Annotated in this window: 13 protein-coding genes and 1 pseudogene; 8 read left to right on the forward strand and 6 right to left on the reverse strand. The window is 44.2% G+C overall.

Translation table 11 applies throughout. From position 1 onward, the window contains the following. The first annotated feature begins 33 nt into the window (after positions 1-33). The 6 genes from SFU91_04015 (at position 34) to SFU91_04040 (ending at position 3,893) form a co-directional block, all read left to right on the forward strand. The gene (locus SFU91_04015; protein ID MDX2128182.1) at positions 34-780 is read left to right on the forward strand and encodes a type 1 glutamine amidotransferase domain-containing protein; all 747 of its coding nucleotides are present in this window, start codon (positions 34-36) and stop codon (positions 778-780) included. Positions 781-803: 23 nt separating this feature from the next. Beyond that, positions 804-1,157 carry a nuclear transport factor 2 family protein gene (locus SFU91_04020; GenBank protein ID MDX2128183.1) on the forward strand — a complete coding sequence of 118 codons (354 nt, stop codon included), beginning with the start codon at positions 804-806 and terminating at the stop codon, positions 1,155-1,157. Further along, positions 1,157-1,789, forward strand: coding sequence for an NAD(P)-binding domain-containing protein (locus SFU91_04025; protein MDX2128184.1), 633 nt, complete (start codon positions 1,157-1,159; stop codon positions 1,787-1,789). The genes SFU91_04020 and SFU91_04025 overlap by 1 nt, the downstream gene beginning before the upstream one ends. A gap of 10 nt (positions 1,790-1,799) precedes the next feature. After that, positions 1,800-1,958: a hypothetical protein gene (locus SFU91_04030; GenBank protein MDX2128185.1), complete on the forward strand. Its 159-nt coding sequence runs from the start codon at positions 1,800-1,802 to the stop codon at positions 1,956-1,958. Between the two features lie 111 nt (positions 1,959-2,069). Then, positions 2,070-2,603: a hypothetical protein gene (locus SFU91_04035; GenBank protein MDX2128186.1), complete on the forward strand. Its 534-nt coding sequence runs from the start codon at positions 2,070-2,072 to the stop codon at positions 2,601-2,603. 210 nt (positions 2,604-2,813) lie between these two features. Beyond that, positions 2,814-3,893 carry a GGDEF domain-containing protein gene (locus tag SFU91_04040; protein ID MDX2128187.1) on the forward strand — a complete coding sequence of 360 codons (1,080 nt, stop codon included), beginning with the start codon at positions 2,814-2,816 and terminating at the stop codon, positions 3,891-3,893. Between the two features lie 42 nt (positions 3,894-3,935). On the opposite strand, the gene SFU91_04045 is transcribed toward SFU91_04040, so the two are convergent. Next, positions 3,936-5,168, reverse strand: coding sequence for a CapA family protein (locus SFU91_04045; protein MDX2128188.1), 1,233 nt, complete (start codon positions 5,166-5,168; stop codon positions 3,936-3,938). A gap of 34 nt (positions 5,169-5,202) precedes the next feature. Beyond that, the gene (locus tag SFU91_04050; GenBank protein ID MDX2128189.1) at positions 5,203-5,742 is read right to left on the reverse strand and encodes an isochorismatase family protein; all 540 of its coding nucleotides are present in this window, start codon (positions 5,740-5,742) and stop codon (positions 5,203-5,205) included. Between the two features lie 93 nt (positions 5,743-5,835). Here SFU91_04050 and SFU91_04055 point away from each other — a divergent pair, with 93 nt between their 5' ends. Further along, the gene (locus SFU91_04055) at positions 5,836-7,584 is read left to right on the forward strand and encodes a hypothetical protein (GenBank protein MDX2128190.1); all 1,749 of its coding nucleotides are present in this window, start codon (positions 5,836-5,838) and stop codon (positions 7,582-7,584) included. 300 nt (positions 7,585-7,884) lie between these two features. On the opposite strand, the gene tnpA is transcribed toward SFU91_04055, so the two are convergent. From tnpA to SFU91_04070, 3 genes and pseudogenes are all read right to left on the reverse strand, one after another. Next, on the reverse strand, positions 7,885-8,346 hold the full coding sequence (tnpA, locus tag SFU91_04060; protein ID MDX2128191.1) for an IS200/IS605 family transposase: 462 nt from the start codon (positions 8,344-8,346) through the stop codon (positions 7,885-7,887). Positions 8,347-8,794: 448 nt separating this feature from the next. Continuing rightward, positions 8,795-9,937, reverse strand: coding sequence for an AMP-binding protein (locus SFU91_04065; GenBank protein ID MDX2128192.1), 1,143 nt, complete (start codon positions 9,935-9,937; stop codon positions 8,795-8,797). A 128-nt stretch (positions 9,938-10,065) separates the two neighbouring features. Then, a pseudogene (locus SFU91_04070) lies at positions 10,066-10,686 on the reverse strand (AMP-binding protein). 205 nt (positions 10,687-10,891) lie between these two features. Between SFU91_04070 and SFU91_04075 the strand changes: the two are divergent. Further along, positions 10,892-11,932, forward strand: a complete 1,041-nt coding sequence (locus SFU91_04075; protein MDX2128193.1) for an aldo/keto reductase — start codon at positions 10,892-10,894, stop codon at positions 11,930-11,932. Positions 11,933-12,032: 100 nt separating this feature from the next. On the opposite strand, the gene SFU91_04080 is transcribed toward SFU91_04075, so the two are convergent. Beyond that, positions 12,033-14,810: a T9SS type A sorting domain-containing protein gene (locus tag SFU91_04080; GenBank protein ID MDX2128194.1), complete on the reverse strand. Its 2,778-nt coding sequence runs from the start codon at positions 14,808-14,810 to the stop codon at positions 12,033-12,035. Positions 14,811-14,841: the final 31 nt, after the last annotated feature.

The raw sequence follows: 14,841 nt of genomic DNA on the forward strand, positions 1-14,841 counted from the left end.
AAAGATTTTTTTTCAATTTATGCTAAATACAAAATGAGCGCATCGCTAAATGTCCTTAACCCCAATCAGCCCAAAAAAATTGCTTTGATTGCCGCTAATCCTTCAACTTCTCCCACCACCGGATGGCCAATTGGCTTTTGGTGGGCTGAACTGACGCATCCGTATTGGGAATTTAGTGAACGCGGTTACCACATTGATATCTTTTCACCAAAGGGCGGCGATTTAGTAGCCGATGGTTACAGCGACCCCGAAGACGCAAGTGGTTACTCCGCTCACGATTTGCTATCGCTTGGGTTTAAGAAATCTCCCAAGCATGCAGCACTGATTCAAAATACACGACCCATCTCACAGATTAAAGTTGCCGACTATGACGCCATTTTTATCACCGGTGGGCAATCACCAATGGTAACTTTTGTGAATGATTCTGAACTTCACACGCTCTTTTCATCATTTTATGACGCGGGAAAGGTTGTGGCTGCGATATGCCACGGCACTTGTATCCTGCTTAAAGTAAAAGGCTCCGATGGCAAACTTCTTATTGAAGGAAAAACGTGGACGGGCTTTGCCAATAGTGAAGAGCAATTTGCCGATAACTTTGTAGGCAAACGCATTCAGCCTTTTTGGATTGAAGAAGAAGCTAAAAAGATTTCTAACACAAACTATATCAACGGCGGTATGTTCAAGGCCTTTGCCGTTCGCGATGGCCGCTTGATTACCGGTCAGCAACAGTTTTCGGGTGCAGCGGCTGCACGTTTGGTTATTGAAGCATTAGGCGTCTAATTCTTAATCCATATCAACATCAGATGAATATTAACGAAATCGCATCTTCATTAGTAGCTTATTGCCGCAAAGGGAATTTTCAAGCAGCACAGCAAGCGCTTTACGCTGAAGACGCCGTTAGCTTTGAGCCACAAACTTCCGCTCAGCCCGTGACACGCGGCTTGGAGGGCATTCGCCAAAAAGGGATTTATTTTCAAAGCACATTAACGGTTCACGGAATTGAGGTTTCAGAGCCGTTAATTGCAGGAAGATTTTTCTCACTGCGAATCGCAATGGATGTTACCGTTAAAGAAAACGGACAGCGAATGATAATGGAAGAAGTTTGTGTGTATGAAGTGAAGGACGGAAAAATTCAAAACGAAACTTTCTATTACTAATGAAGCAGATTGCAATTATTGGCGCAGGAAATGTGGGGAGCGCACTTGCGCGCGCGTGGGCAAATGCAGGGCATCGTGTGCTGATTGGAACGCGCGATACCACTCAACCCGATCTTCAATCCCTTTCGTCTCAAAAAGGGATTTCACTTCACACGCATCAAGATGCCGCCGCCGCTGCGGAAGCTATTCTCTTTTCAATTCCTGCTGCCGTAATGCCCACACTTGTACCCACTTTAGGAAATCTTTCCGGCAAAGTGCTTATTGATGCCACCAATTCAATTCGCGAGAAACCTCATCCGTATGCTAATGGTTTCGAGGCCTTAAAAGCACTTGCGCCGCAAAGCCTTGTGGTGAAGTGCTTTAATTCCACCGGCTTTGAAAATATGGAACACCCCATATCAGAGACGAAGTATGGTTCAATTGCGCTGGATATGTTTATGGCGGGCTCGAGTCTCGCTGCAAAACAAGTGGCGGAAAGCTTAGCCACAGATGCCGGCTTTGAAGCATGTTATGATTTCGGAGGCGATGATAAAGTAGAACTCTTGGAGCACTTTGCGATGGCGTGGATTAACCTCGCGATTATGCAAAAGCAAGGCCGCTCGATTGGGTTCAAAGTTCTGAAACGTCGATAATCCTTTCATAATGATTCTTAAACGCCAATTTAACCCGCTGAAAGTGCTCACTTATGTTTGGCGTGAACAGCTTTATGTGCTGCTTGTTGTTATGAATCAATTGTTGAATCGGGTGTTGCGCCACTCGATCAGCCTTTTGTACTTGGTGGGCGAGTATCATTCTGATTGATCCCTTCATTTTTTTTCAACCCATTTTTATTTCCCTTTAAGATTCCCTTAAATTGGAACAGGTCTCAGGCTCAAAACTCACCTTTTTTCAAACAAAAAAATCATACATAAAATGAAAAAACTGCTTGCACTTATCGGGCTTTTTCTCATTCTATTTTCAGCCAAGGCTTCTGCTCAATTTGAGTTGACGGTCGGAAATGGCTTTAAGGATGGGTATAATTTGGGAGGTGGCGCGCGCTATCTCTTTAGTTTACCGGTCTTACCGGTTTCGTTTGGCGGAGAATTCATTTGGTATAATGGTAAAGCGGAAGGAAGCACCATAGAAGATGAAGATGGAAATTCGATTGCAGTGGGTGCTGCGGCACGAATTGCCACTTTTGGCGCATACGGGGCTTACTCTTTCAATGCCGGTCTTTTAAGGATTCGTCCGCACTTAACTGTTGGTACAGCTCGCGCTGAGGGTGCTGTGTTGATTGCGATTGAAGATGCATCTGTTGGAGCATCCGAAACCGCCTTCAAGATGATGGCTGCACCGGGGCTCGATGTCATTTTACCTCTCGGCCCAATTCGACTTGGCGTGGATGTTCGTTATATCTATATCCCAAATTTTTCAACTGTTGCCGCGCATGTCTTTATTGGCTTTTAAGCGCTAATTAAACGCTGCTCTAATACGGCCCCTTAACGGGGTCGTATTTTTTTTGTGAATTGAATATCTATATGTCAACTCCCTTGAAGCATTTCCCCAATTCATGAATACCCTGCATTCTGGTTTTATTTCCATTTGCATTTGACTCTCGCTCCTTCGGTTCTTACTTTGCGACATATCAAACGCTCAATCCATTTATTCATCACACTAATGCAAACACTTGATTCACTTTCAGAAGAATTACGGCGCAGGATATTTACACTGATTTTATTCATTATGGTGATTTCGTCTTTTGTTATCACTTGCATTCATTTTCTTGATTCAAAACATTCTCATTTCATCGATTTCATTGTTCCACCCTTTGGTTTTATTGTGAGCACATTTCTTTTGATTCGCCTTCTACGAGATCCAAATCGGATAGCGGCTACCATTAATCACATTGCACTCTTTTCACTTTCTGCCATTGTGATTCCAATTTACTTCTACACTTTTCAATCTTTGTTTTTTTCGAGTTCGAGCTTGCTTGATCTTTTGCCACCAATCTCTGCGGGGCCATTTCTGCTCACCACCATTATTATTGTTTTTCTTCGACCACGCTCAAGCCTTCGGCGCGCTCTTGGAATTTGGGTGATCACGGCGTTTCCAATCGTCATTTACTTCGCCTTTATACCCGAAGAAATTTTCACACCCCGTGGAAAAGACCTGTTTATGACTTTAGGTCCTTTTATGGCGGTCAATACTTGTATGGTGTATTATCACTCTAAAATGAATGTTGCGGTGATGCGCTTGCAAGACGAGCGAATGCGTTTTAAGATTGCCTCTGAAACGGATATGCTTACCGGCGCTTTTAACAGAAGAGCCGGAGAAATACTTCTTAATGAACTTACCGCCTTACCGCAGTCGCGAACGGGATTAATCGTTGCCGATATTGATCACTTCAAAAGAATCAATGATACTTATGGTCATCCGGCGGGAGATCGTGTAATACAACTGTTTGCGAATTGCATTCAACATTCACTTCGCGAGTCTGATACATTGGTAAGGTGGGGTGGTGAGGAATTTATCATCATCGTGCGGGATAGCAACTTAAAGGAGTTGCAGCAATTAGGCGAACGGCTTCGTCAGCAGGTTCTGAATTGTAATGTTGAAGACGTTGGGCGGTTTACGGCCTCGTTTGGTATTACACTGTCTTCCTTTCCTGAATCGCCCACAATTCTTTTCCAGAGAGCGGATCAAGCTCTTTATAAAGCCAAGCAAAATGGAAGAAACCGAATCGAGATAATGGATTAATTTTTGTTCCCCCTTTTCAACTACCTCTATTTCTTTCAATTGTCACTTGATACTTAGAATCTCCTTAGTGCGTTTAAGAGAACTTTCCATTCTCTGCTTTTGGGCCTTTGAAAATCGTTTTAAGGAAAGCGAATCATTCAGAATCGATTCAAGAGGTACTACTTCAAAATGATTTCTTCCATTATTCCAATACTTATTTACCCAAAGCGGAATTGTATTTACTGCTTTAAGTCTCGGCTTTGCTTCGCCAATCTTTTCAATCTCTACAACCACAAAAAGACCATCTTCGGTGTAGTAATTGCCTTTGGTTTCGAATCGGTGATTGCTGATAAAATTGCCAGAGGAGTACGCCACAAGAAAATCTTTTCCCTGAATCGGATCCCTTTCGAATACCACCGGCTGAATGACATGCGGGTGGCTTCCCAGAACAATATCAATACCCATTTTTCGCAGGCTATCCGCCAACGCTTGTTGAACGGTATTCGGTTTTGTTTTGTATTCATCGCCCCAATGCATAATCATCACTTGCAATTCGGAGCTATCGGCCATCATTGCATTGGTTACAATTCGAAGCGAATCTGTAGCGTCTTGCAGGTTAAACGGCGTAAAGGAATTGACGAGAAGTTTATCGTCCTTTTTTATTTTGAGCCCGTTGATGAGCACTTCACCTTTGACTCGATCTGATTCATAAGTAAATGCGGCAATGGAAATTTTGATTCCTTGAATCGTTTGCACAAAGTAACGCAGTTCATCGGAAGAGAGCCTTGAGCCGGTGGAATTCATTGCATGATTCCGAATCACAGAAATCGTGCGTTTCATTCCTTCGATTCCCTGATCCATCATGTGATTATTGGCTGTTGAAAGCAGATCAAAACCTGCATCGCGCAAAGCTGCTGCAAGTGCATCGGGTGTATTGAAGCGCGGGTGTGTTGAATAGGCAATACCTGACCCGCCAAAGACGGTTTCTAAATTCCCTATCATCAAATCAATCGGTGTGAACAGTGGTTTCATCAACTGAAAATTATCGTTGAAGTCGTAGGTTGTGTCGTTCACTTTTTGCGCTTTCACTTGGGTGATATGGGCCATAATATCGCCCACGAATCCGATAGTCATTCGAATGGTATCCGTTGCTTGAGTGAATCGATTTGAATCGCGTTCTGTATTTAATTTGCTTGGCTTTGCGTATGAATGTGATATCCACCATATCCACACTATTGAAAAACAACCAAACACAACCGCTGCAGAAATCTGTTTTATGTTATGATGTAACTGCATTCACTTAGAAGGATATGGTTTAAAACCAACTCTCTTATTTGATCAGAGATAGAATTGATTTAAAGTGTTCGCTTTGCGCATCTTTAATAAGTTCATACAGACACATTTCTACAGTTGTAATTCCAATTCCATTTTGAATCAACTTTTGAAGCGCACGCTCTTTATTCTCCACGGTTCTCGAACCCACAGCATCTCCAATTACTTCCACATTTTTTCCCAATTCCTTTACCCCAAGGGCGGTTTGGTAAACACAAATGTGCGCCTCAATACCACAGATTAACCAAGTGCTTACATTTTCTTTAAGGATAGCCTCTTTAATGTGCGCGGTATCGCAGGCATTAAATGTCGATTTGGTAAGCGGCTTTTTTTCGGTGAGCAAACCCGCAATTTCGGGTACGGTGATTCCTAATTTTTCCGGTGTTTGCTCTAACCAAATCAGCGGTAATCCTAAGATGCTTGCTGCACGCACTAAGTTTGAACTATTGGCAATGAGCCGTTCGCTGCCATCAACCACACGCGCCAATTTGCCTTGCATATCAATTAATATCAAACCGGTATCAACACGCGATATCATCGTATTTCTTTGAATGGTTTATGGAAGAAATTTTTGAACATCCGATTTTTGAATTATACTATTCCTCTTTCTGATCACCAATCAACTGAATGTATGACGCCTTTCATTTCAAAAAATACCAATCACCTTATTCGTCAATTCATTTTGGGAATGTTGCTTTTTTCAAGTGTCGCTCTTCAAGCACAGCAACGAATTTCGGTTACCTTCCCGAAATCACTTGAAAGTGCGGCGCAAGATGGGCGACTCTTGGTGATGATTTCTGCAGATAGCAGCAGTGAACCGCGCTTTCAAATTCGAGATGAAGTAAGCACCGCGCAAATTTTCGGAATCGATGTTGACGCGTGGCAACCCAGAAAGCCCGCGATCATTGACGCCACTGTTCTTGGTTATCCCGCAAAAAGTATTTCAGAGCTCAAAGCGGGGAATTATTTTGTTCAGGCACTCTTGCACAAATATGAAACCTTTCGTTTGAAGGATGGGCGAGTGCTTAAACTCCCTGCCGACCGCGGCGAAGGTCAGAACTTCCGAATCGCACCCGGAAACCTTGTAAGCAAACCCATTCGTGTTTCGCTCGACCCCAAGATGAAAGGAGACTTAAAGCTCGAACTCTCTTTTGCAAATCCCCCAATTGCAGAACCAAAAGACACGAAGTATATCAAGCATATTAAAATTCAAAGCAAACTCTTGAGCGACTTTTGGGGAAGACCAATGTATTTGGGCGCTCATATTCTTCTTCCCGAAGGCTTTGATGAACATCCTGAAGCGCGTTACCCATTGTGTGTGTTTCACGGCCACTTCCCTTCCGATTTCGGCGGATTCAGCGAAACCCCGCCACCCGCGAATATGGATACGTCCGATTATATCGATCGGTTCAAAATATATGGATACAAAAAAATTCAAGCGCAAGAAGCGTATGATTTTTATAAAACGTGGACAAGCAAAAATTTCCCCCGATTCATCGTCATCGAAATTCAACATGCCAACCCATATTACGACGATTCTTACGCCGTGAATTCCGCCAACCTTGGCCCCTACGGCGATGCCATCACGTATGAGCTGATTCCTGCCATCGAAAAGCAGTTTCGCGGCATCGGACAAGGTTGGGCGAGATTCCTTTACGGAGGCTCAACCGGCGGTTGGGAAGCAATCGCGGCGCAAGTCTTCTATCCAACAGAGTATAACGGCTGCTTTGCCGCCTGCCCCGACCCGATAGACTTCCGCGCCTACACGGTGGTGAATTTATATCAAGATAAAAATGCTTATTTCGATGAAGGCGCATTTCGCCGAACACCACGACCCGGAAAGCGAAATTACTTGGGTCATGTGGCGGCTACACTCGAAGAAGTGAATATGAAGGAATTGGTGCTCGGAACGAAGTCGCGCTCCGGCGATCAATATGATATTTGGGAAGCGGTGTATTCACCCGTTGGGCCTGATGGCTACCCTGCACGCATTTGGGATAAGCGCACGGGCGTGATTGATCCTAAAGTTGCAGCATACTGGAAAGAAAACTACGATTTGCAACATATCCTCAAACGCGATTGGGCATCACTTGGGCCAAAACTCACCGGCAAAATTCATCTCTATTGCGGCGATATGGATAATTTTTATTTGAATAATGCCGTGTATTTGATGGAAGAAACGCTAAAATCGCTTGTGAATCCAAAGGCCAATGCCGAGGTCAAGTATGGCGATCGTTTTGAACATTGCTGGAATGGCGACCCGAATTTGCCGAATTATATCACGCGGCTTCGCTACAACACAATGTATTTACCGAAAATTTTAGAACGCATTCGCACCACTGCCCCACCCGGCGCCGATTTAACCAGCTGGCGGTATTGATTGTTTTGACCCCGCTGGGGTCGGTTAATGATTTTGTTTTTGTTCTACAAACATTCGACCCCTAACGGGGTCGTGATTTTTTTTCACCAATGAACAATGATGATTTAATTTCCTAGGTTTTAAACCATTATTGATACCATTGAATTCTTTAGCGTCGAGGTTACAATAATTTTATAAACGCGCCGCATCCCATAAAACCCGGTATTCATGACCCCAGAGGGGTCACATATTTATAGAATGAAAATGAAAAAAAAATCCCCGACCCCGTAGGGGTCGTATGTTCTATTCATATTTCATGATTTATTGAATCCAATCAAAGAGATATTCATCTTTGTATTCAATCATAAATCGCTCTAAAAACTCAACATATTCCTCGCGAAAACTTTGTTTCGTGTGATGATACTTTTGATTTTGGATATATCGAATCACCTGATCTAAAGAAGAATGGCTATATGAAAATGCCCCATACCCTTCTTGCCAATAAAATGGATGGTTTACGTATTTTTTTTCTCGGATAAATTCATTCGATGATTTCTTTATTTCTCTCACCAAATCGGACAAAGAAAAAGACGGATTTAATCCGATTAGAATATGAATGTGATCAGGCATTCCATTTATTGCCAAAAGTTTATGCCCTTTTTTCGTCACGATACCTGTTATGTATTTGTATAATTCTTCTTCCCAAGTGGTATGAATAGAATTTTCACGACCTTTCACTGCAAAAACGATTTGGATATAAATCTGTGAATAACAATTTGCCATTGATGAACATTCGACCCCGATGGGGTCGGTTTATTTTTGGAATTCCTTTGCTATTAACATGCGACCCCTAACGGGGTCGGTATAATATACTCCACACACGATCTACTATCTTGATTCTGTTACGAACATTCGACCCCGCTGGGGTCGGCTAATGATTTTGTTTTTGTTCTACAAACATTCTACCCCGCTGGGGTCGTATTAATTGTGGGATCCCTTTGCTATCAACATGCGACCCCTAATGGGGTCGAGATTATTTGGAACGATAAATGATGACCCCGCATAAAATATCATTCAAATCGTTGATAATATGTTGCTTTTGAATCACCTGACAACCGCGATTTCATAATTTATGACCCCGTAGGGGTCACATGTTTATAGAACGATGTTATTAAGTTTCCCCGACCCCGTAGGGGTCGAATGTTCTGATTCACGAAGAACATTCACCATATCAACAATCCGCAAGGGTGGATAAATCGCCTGCGTCTTGACCTAAAGATTCCGCTTTGAGTAACCTTCGTACAATCTTCCCGCTTCGTGTTTTGGGAAGTGTAGTTCGAAATTCAATTTCACTTGGTGTAGCAATTGGCCCAAGCTCGCGGCGAATATGATCGCGCAATACATTTTTCAAATGCTCATTGGCTTCATGCCCGGCACGAATCACCACAAAGGCTTTGATCCGCTCACCCTTTAATTCATCGGGCAATCCCACCACGGCTGCCTCTGCCACAGCACTATGCGTGATAAAGGCACTCTCCACTTCCGCCGTCCCGATGCGGTGCCCTGCCACATTCATGACATCATCGGCTCTGCCAAGCACACAGATGTAACCTTCTTCATCATAAAACGCGACATCGCCCGAAGTGTAGCAGCCGGGGAAATCTTCCCAATATTTTTTGTATCGGCTGTCATCGCCCCAAATCGTCCGAAGCATATAAGGAAGCGGTCGGCGCAAAATGAGCAACCCGCCTTGATTAGGGCCTACGGGTACCCCGTCGGGCGAAACGACTTCAGCCACCACGCCGGGCAAAGGTTTTCCTGCTTTACCGAGTTTTGCTTTGAAGGCAGGAAGCGTTCCAATCACCGGCGAAGCGATTTCGGTTTGCCACCAATTATCGACCACATATCCACTATCTCCCAAAATGACATCTTGCGCCCACTGATGCGCTTCAGGGTTTAAGGGCTCGCCGGCGCACGCCATAAGCCGTAGTGACGATACATCGTATTTCTTCACATGATCTGAACCGTATTTCATAAAGAGGCGAATGGCTGTTGGCGCCGTGAACATCACATTCACGCCGTGGCGCTCTACGGTTTGCCAGATGATACCGGGGTGAGGGAAATCGACGGCACCTTCGCGAGCGAGTACGGTTGCGCCATTGAGCAGCGGGCCGTAAACGATATAACTATGCCCCACAATCCACCCGATATCGGAGGTTGACCAAAAAATGTCTGTTTCTTTGATATCGTAAAATGCGCGTGATAAATAATATGTACCAACCATATACCCGCCGTGAACATGCACCACGCCTTTCGGCTTTCCGGTTGTTCCACTTGTGTATAGAATAAACAGCGGATGCTCGGCATCAACGATTTCAGGCTCGCACCACTGAGGCTGATGTTCAAAAAATCAAAGAAATCCACTTCTCGTGATGAAGTGAATTCTTGCTTTGGCTCTTGACGCCGCAGCACCACAATTTTTTCCACGAACTCGCACGATGACACCGCTTCATCCACAATCCCTTTCAAATTCACCGTCTTCCCCGCTCGGTAAGTGACATCGGCACAAAAGACAACCTTTGCACGGCAATCTTCCAATCGATTGCGCAGTGCGGCGACGCCCATTCCTGCATACACTACCGAGTGAATTGCCCCAAGACGTGCGCATGCGAGCATTGCGTAAATTCCTTCGACGGTGAGCGGCATATAAATAATCACACGATCACCTTTCTTCACTCCTGCTTCCTTGAGAGCATTCGCGACTTGGCAGACACGGCGCAAAAGCCGATCGTAAGTCACCACCACTTCTTTGCCGCTTTCCGTTGTCCAAATCAGCGCGACTTTGTTGCGGCGATGCGTTGCCACATGCCGATCAAGCGCGTTAATGGTGATGTTTGTTTTTCCGCCCACAAACCACTCATGATGTGGCGGCTGAAAATTTAGGACGGTATGCCACCGCTCCTTCCAAATAAGCTCTTCGGCAATGGTTGACCAAAATTTTTCGGGTGAGGAAATGCTATATCGGTAAAGCGCATCGTAATCTTGAATGAGTGCATTTCGATAGAGCGATTCGGGCGGGGTAATGCTTCGGTGCTCGGCAGTGAGCGTTTGAATGGATGACATCGTTACTTCTCCTTTTTCGATTGGTCGTTAATGGAAAATGTGCAAATAAAACTCCTTAAAATTAACCCTCATTCTGTTGACCTGAAAGCAGTTTTTTGAGGTCATTATCAAGGGTTTGTTAATTCTTGAATTGCACTTGATTTTTCTTCAATTGAACTTGTATGTTTGGATTAACAAACCAATGAACAATTCAACTTTTTTAAAAATGAAATTCAAAACTTTTGGCCGCTCAGGGCTTCGTGTGTCTGAAATCTCCCTTGGAACAATGACCTTCGGGGAAGACTGGGGTTGGGGCTCCGGCCGTGATGAATCGGAACGCATCTTCAATTCCTACACCGATTTGGGTGGAAATTTTATTGATACCGCCGATGGCTATACTTCAGGTACCTCCGAAAAGATGGTTGGTGAATTTATGAAAGGGCGCCGTACGGGTTATGTCATTGCCACGAAATACACCTTCAATTTTATGAATTCAGGCAGTGCCAATGGCGGAGGCAACCACCGAAAAAATATGATTGAATCACTTCACGGCAGCTTAAAGCGGCTCGCGACAGATTACATCGATGTGTATTGGGTTCACCGCTACGACCCGCTTACACCCATCGATGAAATGATGCGTGCTTTAGATGATATGGTTAAACAAGGCAAGGTGCTTTATATCGGAATCTCTGATGCGCCGGCGTGGACTGTTTCATACGCCAACGCGTTGGCGGAACTTCGCGGCTGGTCGTCGTTCTTGGGGCTTCAGATCGAGTATAGCCTTGCCGAGCGAACGGTTGAGCGTGAACTCTTGCCAATGGCGGAGTATTTCAAGATGGCGGTTGCGGCGTGGTCGCCGCTTGCAGGCGGATTGCTTTCGGGCAAATACACGAGTGGCGGAAAAACCGAGGTAAAATCGGATGGCGGAAACGATCGCTTGCATGTTGCTCCTTTTACACACACCACACCTCACAAATTAAAAATTGCCGATTCGGTTGTGAGCATTTCAAAAGAAACCGGACTATCGGCGGCGCAGGTTTCGCTTCGGTGGCTGATGCAAAAAAGCCCGCTTGTGATTCCTATTATCGGCGCCCGAAAAATGGCACAGTTCACCGATAATATGAAAGCGGCTGAAATTACTTTAAGCGAAGAACAGATGAACCGGCTTAGCGAGGTCAGCGCCGTGGAACTTGGATTCCCGCATAATTTCTTAAAACTCACAGCGCCTTCGGTTTATGGTGATCGGGTGATTGAAAAGCTGTTTTAATGTTTAGGTAAATCAATCCCCCATATTTTCATTTACTTTGGATATAAAAAGGGTCGAGATTTCTCTCGACCCTTTTTGCATTTCTTTCAATGATCCTCTCTTATTTCACCAACATCATTTTCATTGTTTTGGTAAAACTGCCTGCTTGCAAGCGATAGAAATACACGCCACTTGAAAGTTGTGAGGCGTTGAAATTCACTTCATAGCTGCCAGACTCTTGACGCGCGTTAATCAAGGTTGCCACTTTGCGACCCAAAAGATCAAAGACTTCAAGCTGCACCAATCCGCTTTGCGGCAGTTGAAAGCGAATGCTCGTGCTCGGGTTGAATGGGTTCGGGTAGTTTTGTTGGAGTTCAAAATTATTGACTCTTGATTTTCCCTCTATTCGAGTTGAAAGAGGAGAGGTCGTTCCATTTAGTGCGAGTAGTGTTAAATCTTGGTCAACACGACGCGAATAACCTCCTACGATAATTCTTCCATTAGATTGAACGAGAAGTGAGTATCCGAGATCTTCTCGTTGAAACCCGCCTGCATCAATTTGTACTTTTCCATTGGTTCCAAATGTATTATCAAGCGCACCGGTTGATAAATAGCGAGCAACAGCAATCTCGCGTGAGTCATTCGTGGTACCGGTTACAGCATAACCGGCTGCAAGAATTTTTCCATCCGATAAAACCTTGATATCCAAGCATCCGTCTTCGCGGGTATTAAAATCGGTGACAACAGTTCCATTCGTTCCAAATGTGTTATCCAAAGAACCGTTGGAATTTAGGCGAGCTAAAGCAAAGTTGTTATGAATACCACTGGTGGTACTGGCAACCGTTCCACCAACAACGATTTTACCATCTGTTTGAAGTTGAATGGCATAGATACTTTCATTATTGGTATTGGCCGAAACGATATCAATTGTCACCTTTCCATCAGTATCGAAGGTATTATCCAATGTACCGTCTGCATTTATGCGAGCAATTGCGAACTGTCCACCTGCCGTATTGGTTGTTCCCCCAACCAAAATTTTCCCATCAGCCTGACGAGCTAAAGCGTAAGCAACTTGACGCGAAGTTCCAACAATATCAATCGATACTTGACCTGCAGAACCGAATCCTAAATCCGGGCTTCCATCGCTATTGTATTGAAAGACTTCAAAATCATCTTGAGTGTCATCGTTCCAACCCGCAACGATAATTTTCCCATTAGGGAGCGCAAGCACATCATAGATTTCAGAACTTGCCAGTGTTGAAATAATATAGCCTTGTCCGCCGGCAAATGAATTATCTAAACCACCATTGGCATTAAAGCGCGCGAGAGCAAAACGATTTGTTCCTGAAACCTGTGTGTATCCACCAACCAAAATTTTATCATCCGATTGAACCACAACACAGGTGGCGGATTCAGAAACGCCATTTGCAAATGAGAAATAAACATTGCTATTTCCAGAGGTAATGAACGTGGTATCTGTACTACCATCCTGATTGTAGCGCGTCACACACCAATCGAGATTTCCAAAAAGCGAACCTACTGCAATAATCTTTCCATTGCTTTGCTGAGCAAGATCACGGATAATCTCAGAGCCGGCACCGGCATCTCGAATATTCGTCGAGCCTGTTGTTTGAATAGCAAATGAGTTATCGAGTGTTCCATTGCTGTTGTAGCGTGCAACACCCACATTCACATTTCCCACAAAATCATCGACAAGTCCGGCAACGACCAATTTGCCCGTTCCATCAATGGCAAGTCCTCTTGCTTGATCGGTATTTGCATTGAAATCTGTTAAAACTCGTCCGTTGGTATTGAAGGTGTTATCAAATGCACCGGAGGGTTGCAAACGAATAACAAAAAAGTCATCTTTATCAAGGTTCGCCCCCGCATAGCCTGAGCAAACTATATTTCCATCGATTTGCAGTTCAAGTTTTGTAAACGCTTGACGGGTTGAAATTGCACTGATTGTGACTCTTCCATCGTTATCGAATGAATTGTCATTAGTGCCGTTTGTGTTGTATCGCCCAACAATTGCAGTAGCAGTTGCCCCGCTTGAAAATGCTCCGGCCGCGATAATTTTTCCATCTGCTTGAATTTTTACACTATTAAAATTCTGCGAGCCAATGCCGTAATCATCAATCCTTGTACCATCCGCATCAAATGTGGAATCACGAACACCATTTGAATTAAACCGACCTAATGCCGCTCTCTGTTCCGAACTTTCTACAACATAACCGGCAACCACTATTTTGCCATCACTTTGTAGCGTTACAGCATAAAGCCCATCGTTGCTTGCCGTTTGAGTGATTTGTCCGTTTGTGAAAGTTCCATCAAGTGTTCCATCAGTATTCACTCGAATCATTCCCCAATCAGTACCATTGGCAGAAGTTGTGCCAACAGCCACAATCTTCCCATCTGGTTGAATGGCTAACCCGTAGGCCACATCTTGCGCTCCTGTTGCAATTCCAAACATTGCAACACCATCTCCTGAAAATGAAAGATCGGCACCACCATTGGCATTGAATCTTGCAATGACAAAATCATCGGTACCAAATGAATTTGCCTTTCCGGCAACAACAATCTTTCCGTCGCTCTGTATCGCGATTGCCCACAGTTCGGGGTTTGATCCCAGTAAAATCGAAGAGTATCCATTCGTTCCAAATGTGCTATCTACGGCCCCATTGGAATTCAATCGGAACAGTCCATTGGAGTTTGTTAAAACAATTATTTTTCCATCGGTTTGAATTGCAACATCGCGCCCTTGCAATTGAGCTGAAGGGATAATGGTTGTCCCACTTAATGTTTTCGGGTTAAAGCTAAAATCACGCGTGCCATCCTGCGCGTTTAATCGAATTGCGGTGAAGAACAGCACCACAAGTAGTGTTAACATTTTTTTCATTTTGACACTTTGTTTCATTTGATAAGGCTTT

This window comes from Chloroherpetonaceae bacterium (assembly GCA_033763895.1).
In the GTDB taxonomy this organism is placed as follows: Bacteria; Bacteroidota; Chlorobiia; order Chlorobiales; family Thermochlorobacteraceae; genus JANRJQ01.

Excerpts from the sequence above, each read along its gene's own strand:
- SFU91_04055 (MDX2128190.1), top strand. The coding sequence starts at position 5,836 with ATGACGCCTTTCATTTCAAAAAATACCAATCACCTTATTCGTCAATTC.
- SFU91_04045 (MDX2128188.1), bottom strand. The coding sequence starts at position 5,168 with ATGCAGTTACATCATAACATAAAACAGATTTCTGCAGCGGTTGTGTTT.
- SFU91_04015 (MDX2128182.1), top strand. The coding sequence starts at position 34 with ATGAGCGCATCGCTAAATGTCCTTAACCCCAATCAGCCCAAAAAAATT.
- SFU91_04075 (MDX2128193.1), top strand. The coding sequence starts at position 10,892 with ATGAAATTCAAAACTTTTGGCCGCTCAGGGCTTCGTGTGTCTGAAATC.
- SFU91_04020 (MDX2128183.1), top strand. The coding sequence starts at position 804 with ATGAATATTAACGAAATCGCATCTTCATTAGTAGCTTATTGCCGCAAA.
- SFU91_04050 (MDX2128189.1), bottom strand. The coding sequence starts at position 5,742 with ATGATATCGCGTGTTGATACCGGTTTGATATTAATTGATATGCAAGGC.
- SFU91_04025 (MDX2128184.1), top strand. The coding sequence starts at position 1,157 with ATGAAGCAGATTGCAATTATTGGCGCAGGAAATGTGGGGAGCGCACTT.
- SFU91_04030 (MDX2128185.1), top strand. The coding sequence starts at position 1,800 with ATGATTCTTAAACGCCAATTTAACCCGCTGAAAGTGCTCACTTATGTT.
- tnpA (MDX2128191.1), bottom strand. The coding sequence starts at position 8,346 with ATGGCAAATTGTTATTCACAGATTTATATCCAAATCGTTTTTGCAGTG.
- SFU91_04035 (MDX2128186.1), top strand. The coding sequence starts at position 2,070 with ATGAAAAAACTGCTTGCACTTATCGGGCTTTTTCTCATTCTATTTTCA.
- SFU91_04080 (MDX2128194.1), bottom strand. The coding sequence starts at position 14,810 with ATGAAAAAAATGTTAACACTACTTGTGGTGCTGTTCTTCACCGCAATT.
- SFU91_04040 (MDX2128187.1), top strand. The coding sequence starts at position 2,814 with ATGCAAACACTTGATTCACTTTCAGAAGAATTACGGCGCAGGATATTT.